The 18309-nt window shown below is 48.7% G+C and carries 13 protein-coding genes and 1 other annotated feature; of the genes, 4 read left to right on the top strand and 9 right to left on the bottom strand.

Features of this window, described 5'->3' with window-relative positions; genetic code table 11:
* Positions 1-22: 22 nt before the first annotated feature.
* From gatB to aspS, 4 genes are read right to left on the bottom strand one after another with little or no spacing between them, the layout of a single operon-like run.
* Positions 23-1459 carry an Asp-tRNA(Asn)/Glu-tRNA(Gln) amidotransferase subunit GatB gene (gene gatB, locus CLOSYM_RS08520; protein WP_021641807.1) on the bottom strand — a complete coding sequence of 479 codons (1437 nt, stop codon included), beginning with the start codon at positions 1457-1459 and terminating at the stop codon, positions 23-25.
* Positions 1460-2944: an Asp-tRNA(Asn)/Glu-tRNA(Gln) amidotransferase subunit GatA gene (gene gatA / locus CLOSYM_RS08525; protein ID WP_021641808.1), complete on the bottom strand. Its 1485-nt coding sequence runs from the start codon at positions 2942-2944 to the stop codon at positions 1460-1462.
* Positions 2945-3002: 58 nt separating this feature from the next.
* On the bottom strand, positions 3003-3296 hold the full coding sequence (gene gatC / locus CLOSYM_RS08530; RefSeq protein WP_021641809.1) for an Asp-tRNA(Asn)/Glu-tRNA(Gln) amidotransferase subunit GatC: 294 nt from the start codon (positions 3294-3296) through the stop codon (positions 3003-3005).
* Positions 3297-3347: 51 nt separating this feature from the next.
* Positions 3348-4679, bottom strand: coding sequence for an aspartate--tRNA(Asn) ligase (aspS, locus tag CLOSYM_RS08535; protein ID WP_044902278.1), 1332 nt, complete (start codon positions 4677-4679; stop codon positions 3348-3350).
* An 81-nt stretch (positions 4680-4760) separates the two neighbouring features.
* Positions 4761-5000, bottom strand: a binding site (T-box leader).
* A 308-nt stretch (positions 5001-5308) separates the two neighbouring features.
* Here aspS and glmS point away from each other — a divergent pair.
* The 4 genes from glmS to CLOSYM_RS08555 all read left to right on the top strand — a co-directional run bounded on the left by glmS (position 5309) and on the right by CLOSYM_RS08555 (position 12270).
* Complete coding sequence (glmS, locus tag CLOSYM_RS08540) at positions 5309-7141, top strand: glutamine--fructose-6-phosphate transaminase (isomerizing) (RefSeq protein ID WP_021641813.1); 1833 nt, start codon at positions 5309-5311, stop codon at positions 7139-7141.
* A gap of 221 nt (positions 7142-7362) precedes the next feature.
* Positions 7363-9462: a glutamine synthetase III family protein gene (locus tag CLOSYM_RS08545; RefSeq protein WP_044902275.1), complete on the top strand. Its 2100-nt coding sequence runs from the start codon at positions 7363-7365 to the stop codon at positions 9460-9462.
* A 37-nt stretch (positions 9463-9499) separates the two neighbouring features.
* Positions 9500-10930, top strand: a complete 1431-nt coding sequence (gene purF, locus CLOSYM_RS08550; protein WP_044902276.1) for an amidophosphoribosyltransferase — start codon at positions 9500-9502, stop codon at positions 10928-10930.
* A gap of 134 nt (positions 10931-11064) precedes the next feature.
* Complete coding sequence (locus CLOSYM_RS08555; protein WP_021641816.1) at positions 11065-12270, top strand: cation:proton antiporter; 1206 nt, start codon at positions 11065-11067, stop codon at positions 12268-12270.
* A gap of 32 nt (positions 12271-12302) precedes the next feature.
* Here CLOSYM_RS08555 and otnK read toward each other — a convergent pair whose 3' ends face one another.
* The 5 genes from otnK to CLOSYM_RS08580 all read right to left on the bottom strand — a co-directional run bounded on the left by otnK (position 12303) and on the right by CLOSYM_RS08580 (position 18188).
* A complete protein-coding gene (gene otnK, locus CLOSYM_RS23830; RefSeq protein WP_021641817.1) occupies positions 12303-14198 on the bottom strand; it encodes a 3-oxo-tetronate kinase in 1896 nt (631 codons plus the stop codon).
* A 45-nt stretch (positions 14199-14243) separates the two neighbouring features.
* Positions 14244-15506 (bottom strand): TRAP transporter large permease, encoded by a 1263-nt coding sequence (locus CLOSYM_RS08565; RefSeq protein ID WP_021641818.1) that lies wholly within the window; start codon positions 15504-15506, stop codon positions 14244-14246.
* Complete coding sequence (locus CLOSYM_RS08570) at positions 15503-15979, bottom strand: TRAP transporter small permease (RefSeq protein WP_003506915.1); 477 nt, start codon at positions 15977-15979, stop codon at positions 15503-15505. Before CLOSYM_RS08570 ends, CLOSYM_RS08565 begins: the two co-directional genes overlap by 4 nt.
* A gap of 81 nt (positions 15980-16060) precedes the next feature.
* Complete coding sequence (locus CLOSYM_RS08575) at positions 16061-17134, bottom strand: TRAP transporter substrate-binding protein (protein WP_021641819.1); 1074 nt, start codon at positions 17132-17134, stop codon at positions 16061-16063.
* A gap of 28 nt (positions 17135-17162) precedes the next feature.
* Positions 17163-18188, bottom strand: a complete 1026-nt coding sequence (locus tag CLOSYM_RS08580) for a zinc-dependent alcohol dehydrogenase (protein WP_003506911.1) — start codon at positions 18186-18188, stop codon at positions 17163-17165.
* Positions 18189-18309 lie beyond the last annotated feature (121 nt).

Below are 18309 nucleotides of genomic sequence, written 5' to 3' on the forward strand. Positions count from 1 at the left end.
GGACGCGTCCTCCAAACCTCAGTTAAATCTCCAGCTTCTCCCCCAAAATCTCATTCACCTTCCCGGGATTCGCCTTCCCCTTCATCTGCTTCATCACCTGGCCAACCAGAAAGCTGATGACTTTTGTTTTTCCGCTCCTGTATTCCTCAACGGTCTGCGGATTTGCCGCCAGGACGGCTTCTATCGTCTCTTCCAGGATACTGTCATCATTTACCATCAGAAGTCCGTTCTCTTTCACATACTGTTCCGGTTCAATATCCTCTTTGAAGATTTTTTCAAATACTTCCTTTGCGATTGTTGTATTAATGCTCCCCGACTCCGTCAGCTTGATCAGCGAAGCGAGATGTCCCGGTGAGAAGATAAGCTGGTCGGCTTCCACCGCATTTTCCTTCATCAGCCGGCTGGTTTCGCCTATCAGCCAGTTAGCCGTTTTTTTCGGAAGGCCGCACAGGGCTGTTGTCTGCTCAAAGAGATCGGACAGTTTTCTGGATTCTGTGATAATGCGGCTGTCATACCCGGACAGACCGTATTCCTTCTGGTAGCGCTCCATCTTCTCCGGCTGAAGCTCCGGCAGGGAGTTTCTGACCTCCCTGATCCACTCTTCGTCTATCACCACCGGCAAAAGATCCGGATCCGGGAAATAGCGGTAATCCTTTGCATCCTCCTTCGAGCGCATCGCAAAGGAATACTCTTTGTTGTCATCCCATCTTCTCGTCTCCTGGATAACACGCTTCCCGGCCTCCAGGATTTCTATCTGCCGCAGTTTTTCTCCCTCAATTGCACGGGAAATAGCCTTGAAGGAGTTCAGGTTTTTCATCTCTGTCCTCGTACCGAGGCCGTCACTTCCTGCCTCACGGACAGAAAGATTCACATCGGCCCTCATGGAGCCCTCCTGAAGCTTGCAGTCGGAAGCTCCCAGATATTGAATCAGAAGACGCAGACGCTCCAGATAAGCAATAACCTCCTCCGCGCTGCGCATATCGGGTTCCGATACAATCTCAATCAGAGGCACCCCGCTGCGGTTGTAATCGACCAGGGAACAGTCCTCCCATTCGTCATGAATCAGCTTGCCCGCATCTTCTTCCATATGAATCTCGTGGATTCTGATATCTTTTCTGCCAGAAGCAGTCTCAATCGTGATATGCCCGTCATGGCAGAGCGGCAGATAAAGCTGGGAAATCTGATAGTTCTGCGGGTTATCCGGATAGAAATAATTCTTTCTGTCAAATTTGCAGATCCTGTTAATCTCACAATCTGCGGCAAGGCCTACCGAGAGCGCCAGTTCCACAACCTTCTTATTTAATACGGGAAGGGAACCGGGCATTCCCGTACATACCGGACAGGTGTGTGTGTTGGGAGCGGCTCCGAATGCGGTGGAACAGCCGCAGAATATCTTTGTCTTCGTGGCAAGCTCCACATGAACCTCCAGACCAATGACGGTTTCATACTGCTTCTTCATTTATTTTCCCTCCTTATCCGGCCGGCAGCCGCTAATCGGGAGTTCCCACCGGCCGCGTGCCTTTTCATAGGCCGACGCGGCCCGAAACAGTTTCTTCTCCTCAAAACAGTCGGCAAGCATCTGCAGCCCGATCGGCAGTCCTTTTTCATCGGTTTTACACGGAACGCTGATGCCGGGAAGACCGGCCAGGTTGACTGATACCGTATAAATATCACCCAGATACATTTTCAGGGGATCGCAGAGACTCTCCCCCATAGCCGGAGCCGTAGACGGGGCGGCCGGTCCCAGAATGATATCATACTTCTCAAATGCCCTGTCAAAAGCCTGCTTGATCAGCGCCTTCGTGCGGAGCGCTTTCAGATAATAAGCGTCATAGTAGCCCGAGCTCAATACGAATGAGCCTAACATGATGCGGCGTTTGACCTCTGTCCCAAATCCTTCCGAGCGGCTCTTTTTATACATCTCATGAAGATCCTCATACTCCCCGGTCCTGTACCCATACTTCACGCCGTCGAAACGCGACAGGTTGGAGCTGGCTTCTGCGGATGCAATGACATAGTAGGCCGGAATCGCATATTCCACCATCCCCAGATCAAAGAACTCCACCTCAGCCCCCTGGAATTTCAGAAGCTCTGCCCCCTGCAGCACTGCTGTTCTAATCTCATCGTCAAGGCCCTCGCCCAGATAATCAGAAGGAATCCCAATCTTCATTCCCTTTGCCTCGCCTGTCAGCGCCTCCGTAAAGTTATAGTCCTTTCTCGGCACCGAAGTACTGTCCTTTTTGTCGTGGGAAGCCAGGATTTCCAGGACAGCCGCGCAGTCGGCCGTGTCCCTTGCCACCGGCCCTATCTGATCCAGAGAAGAACCGTACGCAATCAGACCGTATCGCGAAACTGTCCCATAGGTAGGTTTAATCCCGGTCACACCGCAGAAGGAGCTGGGCTGCCTGATGGAACCGCCCGTATCGGAGCCAAGTGCATAAAACACTTCGCCGGATGCCACGGCGGCACAGGAACCGCCTGATGAACCGCCCGGAACATGCTTTTTGTTCCACGGATTGGCAGTAGGCCCGAACCAGGAAGTCTCCGTTGTGCTTCCCATGGCAAACTCATCCATATTTGTCTTGCCCACTATGACGGCTCCGGCCTTCTTCAGGTTTGTGACCGCCTGTGCCGAATAAGCCGGTACAAAATTGTACAGGATTCTGGAGCCGCAGGTTGTTTTCATGCCCTCTGTGCATATATTGTCTTTCACCGCCATCGGAACACCGGCCAGAGGCCCTGACAGCACTCCGGCGTCAATGCGCGCCTGTACCTCCTCCGCATTCTTAAGCGCCTTTTCCTCTTCCAGCGTTATGAAGGCATGAACCGTTTCTTCACTCTCACGTATTCGGGAAAAGGATGCCTCCACCGCTTCTTTTACCGACACTTTCTTTTCTTTTATCTGTTTTCCCAGCTCAAGTGCGGTCAATTCTAAAAGTCCCATTATTTCCTCCTGTTCTCCGCCGTCAGCGGATAGAACGCGCGGCAGCCCGCCGTTTGCCCTATTCTACCGTACGCGGCACCTGATACTGCTTATCCTTCTGCCGGGGCGCATTGGACAGCATCTCCCCGGACTGATCCCCGTTTGTAATCTCATCCTCACGGAAAACATTGCTTATATCGAAGATATGGGTCATAGGAGCTGTTCCCCGGGTATCCAGTTCATTCAGCTTGTCAATATATTCAAGCATTCTGCTCATGTCCTCACCGGCTTTCTTTTTTTCTTCCTCCGAAAGATTCAGCTTTGCCAGGATTCCCACGTATTCTATTATTTTATCGTCTATTTTAACTGCCATATTCTTTCCCTCTTTCCTTTTCTCCTTTACCCTGCCCGCCGCCTGCCAAGCTTATGGTACGAGACGGCTCATATCCCTCGGGAACAGCGACACTTCCCTCACGTTCTCCTCACCCAGAAGCTGCATCGTCATGCGTTCAAGGCCGATTCCCAGTCCTCCGTGGGGAGGCATGCCATATTTGAATGTGTTTAAATAATCATCCATGCCTTCCGTATCCATGCCTCTTTTCTCAATTTTTGCAAGCAGCTCCCTGTAATCATGGATACGCTGTCCTCCCGTCGTCACCTCCAGGCCGCGGAACAGAAGGTCAAAGCTCCTGGTGAATCTTGGATCCTCCGGATCATCCATTGCATAGAACGGACGTTTTTTAGAGGGGTAGTGTGTGACAAATACAAAATCAGCGCCGTATTCTTCTTTGAAGTAACGTCCGATTAAATGCTCCTCCTCCGGTTCCAGATCATACGGGTTTTTAATGACGGTACCATACTTTTCAGCCGCCAGCGCTTTCGCCTGCGTAAATGCAATACAGGGAATCTCATCCACCTTCGGCAGCTCTGCCCTGAGTAATCCAAGTTCCTGACCGTATTCCGTCCTGAGCAGTGATACCATATGCTGAAGAAAACCTGTCTCCATTGCCATGATATCGGTAAAATCGTCGATATAGCCCATCTCAAAATCCAGCCCTGTGTACTCATTCAAATGACGCTTCGTGTTGTGCTTCTCCGCCCGGAATACCGGCCCAATCTCCATGACACGGTCAAATACGCCGACCATCATCTGCTTATAGAACTGAGGACTTTGGGCCAGAACGGCCGGCCGGTGGAAATAGTCGAGTTTAAAGACGTTAGCCCCTCCTTCCGCTCCCCTGGCTCCGATTTTGGGAGTATGGATTTCCGTAAATCCTTCACCCTGAAGATATTCACGGAATGCCCGGGCAATGCCTTCCTCAATTTTAAACCTTGCGCGCTCCCTCACATTTCTCAGCGTTAGAGGTCTCATATCCAGCCTGGCTTCCAGGGATGCCCCCATCTTCCATTTTGATACCGCAATCGGCACCGGCGCTTCCGGCCGCGAGAGAATCCTCACGCCTGTCAATCGAAGCTCCACGCCATGAGGCGCTCTCTCCTCGGGTTCCACAAATCCTGTCACCTCAACAAATGTCTCTTCTTTCAGCTGTGAAAGCTCAGCCTTCGTCACTCCCTTCTCAAACACGGTCTGCAAAACGCCGTCCCGTTTTCTGAGAATGATGAAAGCGATATCCCCCATATTCCTGATATTCATAACTGCGCCGTTTACTTTAACCTCCTGCCCCGTCTTCCCATACGATAAAAGACTTTTAAGCTCCAGAACTTCTTTTTCTTTTTTTCCTGTTAAAAATTCCATCTCTTTTCCTCGCTTTCTTCTTTTTATTCGATGTTCCGTCCGGACGTTTAAATAAAAAAAGTCCCGGAACATCTTTCGACATTCCGGGACGGGATATTCCCGCGGTACCACCCGCATTTGAAAAGTAAAGCAGCGCTTATATCTTCTCACTCTCTTTTATGCTTAACGCGCATACACGTGACGGCCTACTTTGAAGCTTGTTTCGGGCGTCCGGCTCCGGAGTGTTCCCTATTGTTTTATTCCCTCCTGACGCGGCTCTCAGCCGGTGACCGCATCTTTCTGTCGGATTCTTTAAAACAGAGTCTCCTTCACTGCCTTTACATGAAATTTTATGGTCATCACTATATACCATTTTTGAAAACTTGTAAAGCACTTTTTGAAATTTCCAGAATTTTCTCCATCTTTTTTTATTAAGAATTTTTTAAATGCGTTGACATCCGGCCGCCTATGCATATAATTTACCTGTATAAATAATATCAGATACGCTTTTGGGGCTTATCGGATACTTACCGCCAGACAGGGATAAAAGCGTGGTCTGAGAACCTTCCGCCGCCGGTCGGGTAAAAAAATTTGTTCATGAAATCAATTACTGTATCATTAGACAGGAACCAAAAAACGGAGGAAAACATATGTGTGGAATTGTTGGTTACATCGGAGACGAGCAGGCGGCTCCAATACTGCTGAACGGACTCAGCAAGCTGGAATACCGGGGCTACGACTCAGCCGGGATCGCAGTTTACAATGGAACAGAAATCAAGATGGATAAGGTCACCGGACGCCTGCAGCGTCTAAAGGATCTTACAAAAGAAGGAAGCACGCTCCCCGGAACCGTCGGTATCGGCCATACCCGCTGGGCAACCCACGGCAGTCCGTCTGATACCAATGCCCATCCTCATTTCAATAAAGATCGCTCGATCATTGTTGTCCATAACGGCATCATTGAGAATTACAGCAAATTAAAACAGCGCCTGATCGGCAAAGGCTACGAATTCGTATCAGAAACCGATACCGAGGTACTGGCTCACCTGCTGGATTATTATTACAAGCGCAGCCATAACCCGCTTGAGGCGCTCACCAGGGTTATGCAGAAGGTGGAGGGTTCCTATGCCCTCGGCATCCTCTTCAACGACTATCCGGGCCAGGTCTTCTCTGCCAGGAAAGACAGTCCGCTGATTGTCGGCCACAGCGAAAGCGGTAATTTCATCGCCTCCGATGTCCCGGCCATTCTTCATTATACAAGGGAAGTTTTTTATATGGAGAACGAAGAAATTGCCGTTCTCAGCCGTGACGGAATTAAATTTTACAACGTGGACGAGGAACCGCTTGAAAAAGAATGCACCCGCATCGACTGGGATGTCAATGCCGCTGAAAAGGGAGGCTATGAACACTTCTTCCTGAAAGAAATCTATGAGCAGCCAAAGGCAATCCGTGACACCATCAGCCCCCGTATCAGGGAAGGTGAAGTTGTCATTGAGGAACTGGGCATGACAGATGAAGACATCTGCAATATTAATAAAATTATGATCGTGGCCTGCGGCTCCGCTTATCATACAGGAGTGATGGCCAAGTATGTATTTGAGGGAATTGCAAGAGTTCCTGTGGAAGTGGATCTGGCATCTGAATACCGCTACCGCGATCCGATTTTTGACCGCAATACGCTTGTCATTATCGTAAGCCAGTCCGGAGAAACGGCGGATTCCCTCGCTGCTCTCAGAGAATCAAAAGCCAACGGCCAGAGAGTCCTGGGAATTGTCAATGTGGTGGGAAGCTCTATCGCCCGCGAGGCGGATAATGTCATGTATACCTGGGCCGGGCCCGAGATTTCCGTCGCTACCACAAAGGCATACAGCGCTCAGCTTGCATCCTTCTACCTGCTGGCTATGAAATTCGGAAAAGTGCGGAAAGCTCTGGCGGATAGCGACTATGAACAGATGATTGGCGATCTCCAGCAGCTTCCCGGGATGATGGAGGAACTCTTAAAGGACCGCCAGCAGATTCAGAGATTTGCCAACCGTTACCTGGCCGCCGAGCATATCTTCTTCATCGGACGCGGTATCGACTATGCCATCTCTATGGAGGGTTCCCTGAAGCTCAAGGAAATCTCCTATATTCATTCTGAGGCCTACGCGGCAGGCGAATTAAAGCACGGCACAATCTCCCTGATCGAGGAAGGAACGCTTGTAGTGGCTCTCGCGACCCAGGAAGCCCTCTATCCGAAGACAGTCAGCAATGTTGTGGAGGTTAAAACCAGAGGAGCTTTTGTGATGGCTTTGACTAATGAGGATAATACGGAAATAGAAAAAGTATCTGACTTTACCGTTTATATCCCTAAAATCAACCGTTATTTCTCCGGTTCGCTGGCAATTATCCCGCTCCAGCTTTTCGCCTATTATGTATCTCTCGGCAGAGGCCTTGACGTAGACAAACCAAGAAATCTGGCTAAATCAGTGACGGTTGAGTAAATCGGGATAAGTGCTGAACACAGACCAGTCGGAACGCCTTCGGATATTCTGAGTTTTTTTAAAAACATAGAAGGAATATATTGACATTCTGTTTTATTTATGTATACTACTGATATTAGAAAAGCAAAGGCGCTTCGGTATAACCGGAGTGCCTTTTTTTCATTCAATTGCAGGGCGGTCAGAGGTTCTGCACGGCACTGAATCTGAAAGGAGACACGATTATGAAAAAATGTATTCCCGAGCTTTATGGAAGTCTTGTATTCAACGACAAAATCATGAAAAACAAACTCCCGGGAGATGTCTACAAGGCCCTCCGGAAAACAATCGAGACAGGCAGCCATCTGGAACTGGATGTGGCTAACGCCGTTGCGGTCGCAATGAAGGAATGGGCCGTGGAAAATGGAGCCACTCATTTTACGCACTGGTTCCAGCCGATGACAGGCATTACTGCCGAAAAACATGACAGCTTCATCAACCCGGCCGGGAATGGCGAAATAATCATGGATTTCTCCGGAAAAGAGCTGGTCAAGGGCGAACCTGATGCATCCAGTTTCCCCTCAGGCGGCCTTCGAGCCACCTTTGAGGCCAGGGGCTATACGGCCTGGGATCCCACCTCTCCCGCATTTATTAAAGACGGCACGCTCTGCATCCCCACCGCCTTCTGCTCTTACAGCGGAGAAGTCCTTGATAAAAAAACACCTCTATTGCGTTCGATGGAAGCCATAAACAAAGAAGCGCTCCGAGTGCTGAAGCTATTTGGCAATGAAGACGTCACCCGTGTCTACTCGACCGTCGGTCCTGAACAGGAATATTTCCTTGTAGATAAACAATTATTCAATAGCCGGAATGATTTAAAATTCTGTGGCAGAACCTTATTCGGCGCGCCGGCCCCCAAGGGCCAGGAGATGGACGATCACTACTTCGGCGCCCTGAGGCCCCGTGTCTCTGCTTTTATGAAGGAGCTGGATGAAGAGCTGTGGAAATTCGGCATCCCGGCCAAAACAAAGCACAATGAGGTAGCGCCGTCACAGCACGAGCTGGCCGTCGTTTACACGACTGCCAATCTGGCTGCTGACAACAACCAGCTGACCATGGAAGTAATGAAACGGACTGCCGAAAAGCACGGCCTTGTCTGCCTTCTCCATGAGAAACCATATGAGGGTATCAACGGAAGCGGAAAGCATAACAACTGGTCTCTTTCCACGAATACCGGGGTCAATCTTCTGGATCCGGACAGGGAGCCGGCGAAAAACCTGCAATTCATGCTGTTTTTAGCAGCGACAATGAAGGCAGTGGATGTATACGGCGATCTACTCCGCGTATCGGTGGCCACCGCGGGCAACGATCACCGTTTAGGCGGCAATGAGGCTCCTCCTGCCATCGTTTCCATGTTCATCGGCGACGATTTGGCCTCTGTCCTTGATATTATTGAGGCAGATGCCGAATCGGAGGCAAAGGAGACGGTTACCATGACCGCCGGTCCGAAAGTGCTGCCCCACTTTATAAAGGATACGACCGACCGGAACAGGACCTCCCCGTTTGCCTTTACCGGCAATAAATTTGAATTCCGCATGCCGGGCTCCTCCCTCTCCGTATCCGGACCGAATGTAATCCTGAATACTGCGGTTGCCGATTCGCTCGGAGCATTCGCCGACCGGCTGGAAAAAGTCCCGGCCGGCAAGCTGGAGGAGGAAATCCACACCCTCTTAAAGGAGGTGATCCGGGCTCACCGGAGAATCGTCTTCAACGGCAACGGATATACGGAGGATTGGGTAAAGGAAGCCGGCCGGCGCGGCCTGTTTAACCTTCCGGCCTGTGCCGACGCCTTCCCCTGTTTCATTGCAGAAAAAAATATTGCTCTTTTTACAAAGCACCATGTATTTACCCGGGAAGAAATCTTCTCCCGCTATGAGATTATGCAGGAAAATTATGTGAAGACAATCAATATTGAGGCCAAAACAATGTGTTCCATGATGTACAAGACGTTCCTGCCCTCCCTGCTCTCATACATAGAAACAATTGCCGAAGCGACGGAAAAAACGAAAAAGGTTCTCCCCTCAGCGCCTGTCATCTCCCAGGAAAAATTGTTAAGCACCCTCGCCCGGCTTCATACTTCTATTTCAGAAATGACCGAAGAACTGAAGTCAGTCATTGCCGGCGCCGATTCAATCGGAGATTCCATGGAAAAAGTAAGGTATTTTAATTATACCGTACTTGCCAAAATGAACGGGCTGCGCAGCTTTGTGGATGAAGCGGAGGCCCTGATTCCCGAATCCTTCCTCACGTATCCGACCTACGACAAGCTTCTTTTTTCCATATAGTGATTAAGTGACAATGATTCAGGGAGGATTTAAGGTCATGCAGCCATTAGAAATACAGACAGGAATCAAAGAAGAGTGTGGTGTTTTTGGAATCTATGCTCCGGAGGGCGGCAGCGTTTCCACGGATATTTACTACGGTCTCAGCGCCCTGCAGCACCGGGGGCAGGAATCCTGCGGAATCGCCGTCAGCGATACCGCGGGGCCGAAAGGGCTGGTCCTCTGCCACAAGGGGCTGGGGCTGGTTAATGAGGTGTTTGCAGAGGAAACCCTCAAAAATCTGACAGGGAACATCGGCATCGGCCATGTCCGCTATGCCACTACCGGTGCCGGTACCCTGGAAAACACCCAGCCGCTCGTATTAAAGTATATCAAGGGGACTCTCACTCTGGCTCATAACGGAAACCTTGTCAATGCAGCGCAGCTTCGCAGAGAGCTGGAAGAGACAGGAGCCGTATTCCAGACGACAATTGACTCTGAGGTCATTGCCTTTTACATTGCAAAGGAACGGCTCGGCACTCCCACCGTGGAGGAAGCCATCAAACGGATTGCCGCGAAAATCAGAGGGGCCTACGGTCTGGTCATCACAAGTCCCAGAAAGCTGATTGGTGTCCGCGATCCCTTCGGACTGAAGCCGCTCTGCCTGGGCAGGAATAAAAAAAAATGGATGATTGCGTCCGAGAGCTGCGCAATCCAGGCTGCCGGTGGCGAATTTGTCCGGGACATCGCCCCCGGGGAGATTGTTACGATTACAAGGGACGGTCTGCACTCCGATATGAGCCTGAAGCAGGAGTTTCATGCACACTGCGTTTTCGAATATATCTATTTTGCCAGACTGGACAGCCGGATTGATAACGTGAGCGTCTATGAGTCCAGGCTGCGCGGTGGCGCCGCTCTCGCCCGCTCTTATCCCGTACAGGCGGATCTGGTTGCAGGCGTGCCTGATTCGGGACTTACAGCCGCCATGGGATATGCAAAGGCATCCGGGATTCCCTTTGAAATGATTTTCCACAAAAACAGCTATGTCGGAAGAACATTTATCAAGCCAAACCAGAAAGAGCGTGAAGACAGCGTGAAAATCAAATTGAGCATTCTTGAGCCGGCTGTCAGGGGAAAAAGTATTGTCCTGGTCGATGACTCGATTGTCCGCGGCACGACAATCAAGAACCTGATCCGGATGCTGAAACAGGCTGGCGCTATCCAGGTTCACGTAAGAATCTGCTCTCCGCCCTTCTTATATCCCTGTTATTTTGGAACCGATGTGCCTTCCAACAAGCAGCTCATCGCATACAGCCACTCCGTAGACGGAATCAGGCAGGAAATCGGAGCCGATTCCCTGGGGTATATGCCGGTCGGGGATTTGAATGAAATGGCGGGCGGCCTTGCGCTCTGCACGGCCTGCTTTACCGGAACATATCCGATGGATGTGCCGGACGGAGAAATAAAAAACGCTCTCGAGCAATCGGGATGACTGCGTGCGTCTTAAATAATAACATTTGATTTTATTGGTAAAAGCTACTATAATCAAGCCAAAGATAAAACTTATTTTGTTCAAATAGCAGAGGAACAAAGAAACACCCTCTGCCTGAAGAAAGGAGTGATTATATGGCACGATTCTTATCAAATTTAGGAGAAGCAGGTATTATATTGAACATTGCAATCATGCTTGCATCCGGTTTTCTGCTGACCCGCATTACCAAACGCCTCCGTCTGCCCGATGTCACCGGTTATATCATTTCAGGCGTTATCATCGGCCCATGGTGTTTAAAACTAATCGCTCCGGACTTCATTGAACAGATGGATTTTGTCACGGATCTGGCCCTGGCCTTCATTGCATTCGGAGTCGGAAAATATTTTAAACTTTCAGCATTAAAAGCAAATGGAAAAAATATGGTAATCCTGACTCTGTTTGAAGCCCTGATAGCAGGTTTCTTTATTACCACTGCCATGCTTCTTATGGGACTCTCCCTGTCATTCAGCCTCCTTTTGGGTGCAATCGGCTGTGCAACCGCTCCCGCCTCCACTATCATGACCATCCGGCAGTACAGAGCTAAGGGGCCTTTTATTGATACGATTCTTCAGGTTGTAGCTTTAGATGATGCCGTAGCCCTGATAGCCTTCAGCGTCTGTGCTGCATTTGTCCAGGCTGGTTCCAAAACCGGTCATATTTCTGCCGGACAAATTATTTTACCAATAATATTCAATATTTCAGCGCTTGCGCTTGGTGTATTATCAGGAATTCTGTTAAGCTATGCAATCCACAGAGGACACAGCAAAGACCACAGCCTCGTCCTTGCCTGTGTCTGCATCATGGGCGTGGCGGGAATCTGTTCCTCCATGGATGTATCCCCGCTCTTAGCCTGTATGGCCACCGGTACTGCCTATATTAATACCAGCGGCAATAAACATTTATTCAAACAGATAGATCAGTTCACGCCCCCGCTGCTTGTGATTTTCTTTGTACTTTCCGGAATGCGTCTTTCTATTCCCAGCCTGGCAGCGGCCGGAATGATTGGACTCGTCTATTTTCTGGTGCGTATTGCCGGAAAATATGTCGGCTCCACGATTGGCGCCATTATCACCAACGCTTCCTCTGAGATACGCAGGTATTTTGGACTGGCATTAATCCCCCAGGCCGGCGTATCAATCGGACTTGCCGTACTCGGCCAGCGTATGCTCCCGTCTGACAGCGGAACACTCTTGTCCACTATCATTTTATCAAGCGGTTTATTGTATGAAATAATCGGACCGGCCTGCTCCAAACTGGCAATAAAAAAGTCCGGAAGTATTCCTGTTAAGGAAAATAAATAGGGCGACGGAGCAGACAGCGGCTGAATTATGCTTTAATTGTTAATTCGGTTAGCCGCTCCTGCTCCCCTCAGCTCCCATGCAATCCGGGCACTTTCTTCCAATTCTTCTAAATTGAAAAAAGCATCCATAAGACTGTCTCCCCCTGCAACAGGACCATGATGTGCGAGAAGATATCCATTTTCTTTGCCGGTCCGTCTGGAAAATTCTGAGAACAGCTCTTCGCTTCCCGGTTTTTCGTAGGAAACAAGACGTACTTTTCCCAGCTTCATTCCCAAATACGGCGTATAGGCGGGAATTACATCATCTTCCTCTCCCTTGTGGGGAAGGCAGGACCACAGAACACTGTAAAAGCTGTGAACGTGGATCACGGCCTGTACTTTTCCTTCTGCTTTCTGATACATTGCAAGATGAAGGGGAAGCTCCTTGCTGGGCTTTTTCCCATTGAGTACATTGCCGTTTCTGTCTGTCACCGCGAAGGAATCTTCCGTCAAACAGCCAAAACAACTGCCTCCCACCGTAATGTAAACACGATCCTTATATAAAAAGCTCATATTTGCTGAAGAGCCTGAGGTTTTGTTTCTTTCAAACAGACTCCTCCCAATCCAGCACGCATCGGACAGCCGTCTTTTCAGCTCCCCTGTTTCCTGTACTTTCGTCATATCAAATGCTCTTGAGAAGAAATCATCCTGACCAAAGTTCCCGGATTTTAAGGCCATACGAATGTTCTGGTTGTGTAGCGGAATCAATACGGGGACTCCCGGGGCAATGCTTTCACCTATTATAAAGGCATCAAAACCAAGGGCCAGAGTTACGGCTCCCGAGGTTTCGCCCCCTGCAACAATAATGCGGGTGTATCCTTCATCAAATGCCTTTTTCCCCAGCTCCGCCATAGTTTTTTCCAATATTTCCGATGCCGCCGCAGCCTGGGACTCGTCCGCATATTTCCTGCTTTCCGGATCCGTGGCACCTGCACTGTATATTAAAAATTCCTTATCCGGATTTTTCAATATCTCATTCCATATATTTTCTGTAGTCTGAACTCCGCGAAGACCTTCGGACGGGTAAACGGCAATCGCCGGATTATTCTCCCGGTAGGCTCTGCACTGTCGGCATGTGGCGGTACTGCAGCTTCCTGAAAGTGCAATTCCCTTCCCCTCCGTCCAGGTCGGAAGGATATTCTCGCCCTGACATTCATATTCCTCTCTGTATTGGGCGGCAAGATGCTCCAAAATCCCTGATCCGCCTGTCAGCAGACGTTCCTTTCCAAATACTTCTGCAATCTTTTGCCCCTGATTATCCGTTGTATAATCCGGAATGATATAGAAATGAGAGTTATTTTCACTAAACTTTTTTACTTCCTCCATAATCATTTCTTCGGTACATGAAAGCAGCTCCTCACCGATTATCATGCAGGGATATTTTCCCTGCGGCTTCATCAGGGCGGCAAGCTCCGATGCCCAAATAGGGTTGAGGGGATGATGTGCCATATGACCTTCGGCAATAGGCTTTCCATCCACAATCAGAACCCCATCCTTTACAATTCTGCGGTTAACCGGAAGTGACGGACAGAGCAGTGTATATGGAATCTCATATTTTTCCAGCGCAGCATCGATAACGGGACCTATATTTCCCTCAGGGGTCGAATCAAAGGTTGAACAATATTTAAAGTAAAACTGTTTTGCACCATGCGCCCTAAGCCACTCAAGAGCTGCCAGAGTATCACGCACTGCGTCTAAGGCTGCAATACTCCTGGTCTTCAGGGCAATAACAACCGCCGCACAGTCACGCACAACCTCGGTATCTTTTGGAATTCCGTTAAACAGAAGTGTTTTGATTCCCTGTTTGGCAAGAAACGAAGCCGCATCAGAGGCGCCTGTAAAATCGTCTGCCACACATCCCAAAAGAATGTGATCTAATTTTTTTTTCAATGAACTATCTCCTTTACTGTTATAAATTTAAAACAGGCTGCAGAACTAGTAGGCCCAGCCTGTGAAAGCCGGAATGTAGGTGACAAGCATCAGGACAATAAACATAATTCCGATAAATGGTATCAGCGCCCTGCTGATTTGGGGGATGGGAACCCCGGAAACATTGGATCCCACATACATAGCCGTCCCTACCGGAGGGCTCAGAAGTCCTATGGTCAGGTTGATAACCATAATAAGGCCGAACTGAACCAGATTTACCCCAATGGATGTTGCAACCGGACACAAAATTGGTGCCAGAAGCATAATGGCCGGTCCGCTGTCAATGAACATTCCTGTAATCAGAAGCAGTATATTGATAAGCAGAAGAAGCAAAAATTTATTATCGGTCAGTCCTATCATCCAGTTGGTGATCTTGGCCGGAATCTGCTCGCTGGTCAGAAGCCAGCTGAACAGGGTCGTAGCCGCAATGATTGTCCCGATGGTGGCACTGCTCTCTGCCGCCTCCAGAAGAATCCCGGGTAAATCCCTGATTTTAATTTCTTTATATATAAACATCCCCACAAGCAGTCCGTACACCGAGATAATGGCGCCTCCCTCAGTTGCCGTAAAAATCCCGCCTCTGATTCCAAATACAATAATCAGCGGCATCATCAGTGCCCAAACCGCGCTCTTAAATCGTCTCCATATCTCATCTTTTCTGACGGCATTCTCCTTCGGATAGTTTTTCTTTTTACCGATGACGTAGCAGTAAATTAAAAATCCCATTCCAATGCAGATTCCGGGAGCATACGCCGCCATAAATAAATCGCCTATCGATACGTTAGCCGTGCAGGCGTAGATAATGATCGCGATTGATGGAGGAATAATAAGCCCGATGGAACCGCAGCAGGCACATAGCGCGCCTGAAAATGGCTTTTCATACTTTCTTTTTGTCATCTCCGGCACCATAATTGCCCCTATGGCTGCGGCGTCCGCGACGCCGGAACCTGATATTCCCCCCATAATAATACCGGTAATTGCCACGACCATGGCAAGCCCGCCGCGAATCGGGCCGACAAAGCAGAGGCAGAAATCAATGATACGCTTCGTGATACCGCCGTGGCTCATTAAAGCTCCCGCAAGCATAAACAATGGAATCGCCATCAGCGGGAAAGAATCTACTGCGGTAAACATTCTCTGGGCCAGAACCGTAATCGGATAACCGGCGTGTCCGATTGCCGCCAGTGAACTGACTCCTAAAGCAAAACCTACGGGCAGTCCCATAAATAAGAAAACAAAAAATAATGCAAACAGAATAACACCTATCATGCGTTCTGATCCCCCTTTCTAAATAATCGGTATAACTTTAAAAGTATAAAAAAGAGGCTTATTATTCCGCATATAGGAATACATAAATAAATATAATTCATAGGGATTCTCATAGTAGCGCTTTTCTGTTTTTCACCGACCTCGCACAGCTTAATCCCGGCATAGGTAACGGCTGAGAAAAAAAGAGCGCTGAATATGTAGATGACAGCATATAAATTTCTTCCGGACTTTCCCTTTAAAAATCCGGGAAGAAGATCCAAGGCAACATGCTTATCTGCGGCAATGCATCTGGCCATACCGATAAAAACAATCCATACAAACACATACCGGCCCAGTTCTTCTGAAAAATTAAGTGCCGTATGGAATACGTACCGCACTAATACAGCGGCAAATATATCAACCATCATCAGGAACATCAGGGCTGCTAAAAAGCATCCCGTCACATTCATGATTCCTCTTTCCAGTTTTTTCATCTATAAATCCTCCTGATTCAGGGGCGGGTATCAGTTTTTACAGCACTGACGCATTTTGGCACCCGCCCTGAATTTTCATGATCAGCGGCCTAAAGTTTCCTGAATTTTGTTATATAAATCAAGTTGTCCGATGCTTTTGGCATACTTCGGGGCAACCTCATCCGCTATTTTGATAAATCCGGAAATGTCAGGATCAGTGACGGTAACGCCCTGATTTTCCACCATATCCTTAAGGTTTTCCTCTGTTACCCGTTTCGTCTCCTGGTTCTCATATTCCGTCGCTTCCTGAGCCGCCTGCATGATAATCTTCTGCTGCTCCTCCGACAGTTTGGAATAGGCCGTATCCGACATGGCCATAGTCACATACTCATATTTGTGGTTGGTGTTGGCAATATATTTATTAACTTCATATATTGAACCTGAATAGAAGAATGGAATCGGATTTTCCTGTGCTTCTATGACTCCCTGCTGAAGACTCGGATATACCTCAGACCAGCTCATGGTTGTAGCGGCTGCTCCCCACGCGCTGAATACCTGTTCCATGGCACTAATCTCCGGGATTCTTATCTTCAGTCCCTTCATATCCGCTACACTGTTGATTGGCTTACTGGAGGTAATAAGACGCGGGCCTCTCTCCCACCAGTTCAGAATACGGATTCCCGATGTATCCAGAACATGAGCCGCAATCTCTTTTCCGACGTCTCCATAAATAACCTTTTCAAATTCCTCGTTACTGCGGAACAAGTACGGAATCTCCAGAACCGATATGGTATCGTCAAAATTACTTAAAACTCCTGCAATAAGTGAGATATCAACGGTTCCCATCATGAGCCCCTCTGCCATATCCCGGTCACCGCCCAGGGTACTGTTGGGATAAATCTCAATCATTATATCCCCGTTTGACAGCTCCGACACGCGGTCGGCAAACTTGACGGCACCCAGATTCCATAGATCCGACTCCGACTGGATATGTCCCAGTTTCAGTACAACTGAAGCACTGCCGCTATTTCCATCCTCCGCACTGCCTGTATTCGTCTTATTTTCCTTATCTTCCCCGCTCTTTGCCGATTCTGATACAGATGAGGAACTGCCGCAGGCAGTCAGCATCCCAGCCATGATAAAAGCCATCATACCGGCCAACATTCTTTTTTTCATATAAAGCCTCCCTTAGTTATATCAGGTTTTATTCTCCTATTTTTATCAATACCTTAACCACATCTTCTTTTTTCCGGCTGAGAATATCCAGTCCTTCCTGCGTCTTCTCAATACCATCCATCTCCTGGGTCACATAATCCGTCAGATCCAGATCCGTATTAATCATTTCCATGGCTTCAGCGAAATCTCCGGACTCATAGCACATCGCTCCGTAAATCTTTAATTCACTAAATACGACCGAATAACAATAAAATGGTATCTTATTGGTTATCATGGCTACAATGCCTATTTCTCCGCATTTATGTACACATTCACAGGCCTGATCCAGAATATTATCCGCGCCTGCGGCAATAATTGCGAGGTCGGCTCCTCTGCCCCCCGTCATCTCCTTTACTTTTTCGGGAATATTTTCCGTAACGGGATCCAATGCTGCATCGGCACCATGCTTTACGGCAAATTCTCGGTTAAACGCTGCCGTATCCGTAACGATGATGGGACTATAGCCCCGTTTCCTGGCAACCGCCAGAATCAGCTGGCCGATCGTCCCGGCTCCAAGTATGACCAGTCCGCCGGTTCTGGTCTCTGCATGGTTAACCGTATGGACTGCAACCGCAAGCGGTTCTGCGAGAGTTCCCATCTCATAACTTGTCTGATCGGCCAGTTTATAAACTGTCTTTTCATCTGCATTGAAATACTCGGAAAAAGCACCAATCCATTCAGGAGTTCCAGGAACCTTTTTCCCTGAGCACAGGCTTACAAGGCCTCTTTTACACATCTCACATTCACCGCAGCCTACCTGCGGCTCCACTGTCACCCTGTCACCAACTTTGATATTCGTAACCTTACTGCCTATTTCCACCACATCCCCTGCGATTTCATGCCCCAGGATAGCAGGCGCATGACGAAATGGATGAGTTCCCCTGAACAAATGAAGATCGGAACCGCATACCCCCACAGTTTTTGTCTTAATTAACACCTCCGTATCTGAGATGACCGGCTTGTCTATCTCTTTTATCTCTACCTTTTCAATTCCAGTTACAAATGCTGCTTTCAAAATAATCCCTCCTATAGTTTAATCGTTATTTTTTCCGGCAACGCGCGCTTTGCTCTTTTATGATACTAATTATTACATTCAACCGTGCAAAATAAAAGGATATTTTTGATTTACTTTGTAT

It is taken from the genome of [Clostridium] symbiosum ATCC 14940, from assembly GCF_000466485.1.
GTDB lineage: Bacteria > Bacillota > Clostridia > Lachnospirales > Lachnospiraceae > Otoolea > Otoolea symbiosa.

Coding starts and splice junctions, on each gene's coding strand:
- gatB (WP_021641807.1), bottom strand. CDS start 1,459: ATGAAGAAGCAGTATGAAACCGTCATTGGTCTGGAGGTTCATGTGGAG.
- gatA (WP_021641808.1), bottom strand. CDS start 2,944: ATGGGACTTTTAGAATTGACCGCACTTGAGCTGGGAAAACAGATAAAA.
- gatC (WP_021641809.1), bottom strand. CDS start 3,296: ATGGCAGTTAAAATAGACGATAAAATAATAGAATACGTGGGAATCCTG.
- aspS (WP_044902278.1), bottom strand. CDS start 4,679: ATGGAATTTTTAACAGGAAAAAAAGAAAAAGAAGTTCTGGAGCTTAAA.
- glmS (WP_021641813.1), top strand. CDS start 5,309: ATGTGTGGAATTGTTGGTTACATCGGAGACGAGCAGGCGGCTCCAATA.
- CLOSYM_RS08545 (WP_044902275.1), top strand. CDS start 7,363: ATGAAAAAATGTATTCCCGAGCTTTATGGAAGTCTTGTATTCAACGAC.
- purF (WP_044902276.1), top strand. CDS start 9,500: ATGCAGCCATTAGAAATACAGACAGGAATCAAAGAAGAGTGTGGTGTT.
- CLOSYM_RS08555 (WP_021641816.1), top strand. CDS start 11,065: ATGGCACGATTCTTATCAAATTTAGGAGAAGCAGGTATTATATTGAAC.
- CLOSYM_RS08565 (WP_021641818.1), bottom strand. CDS start 15,506: ATGATAGGTGTTATTCTGTTTGCATTATTTTTTGTTTTCTTATTTATG.
- CLOSYM_RS08570 (WP_003506915.1), bottom strand. CDS start 15,979: ATGAAAAAACTGGAAAGAGGAATCATGAATGTGACGGGATGCTTTTTA.
- CLOSYM_RS08575 (WP_021641819.1), bottom strand. CDS start 17,134: ATGAAAAAAAGAATGTTGGCCGGTATGATGGCTTTTATCATGGCTGGG.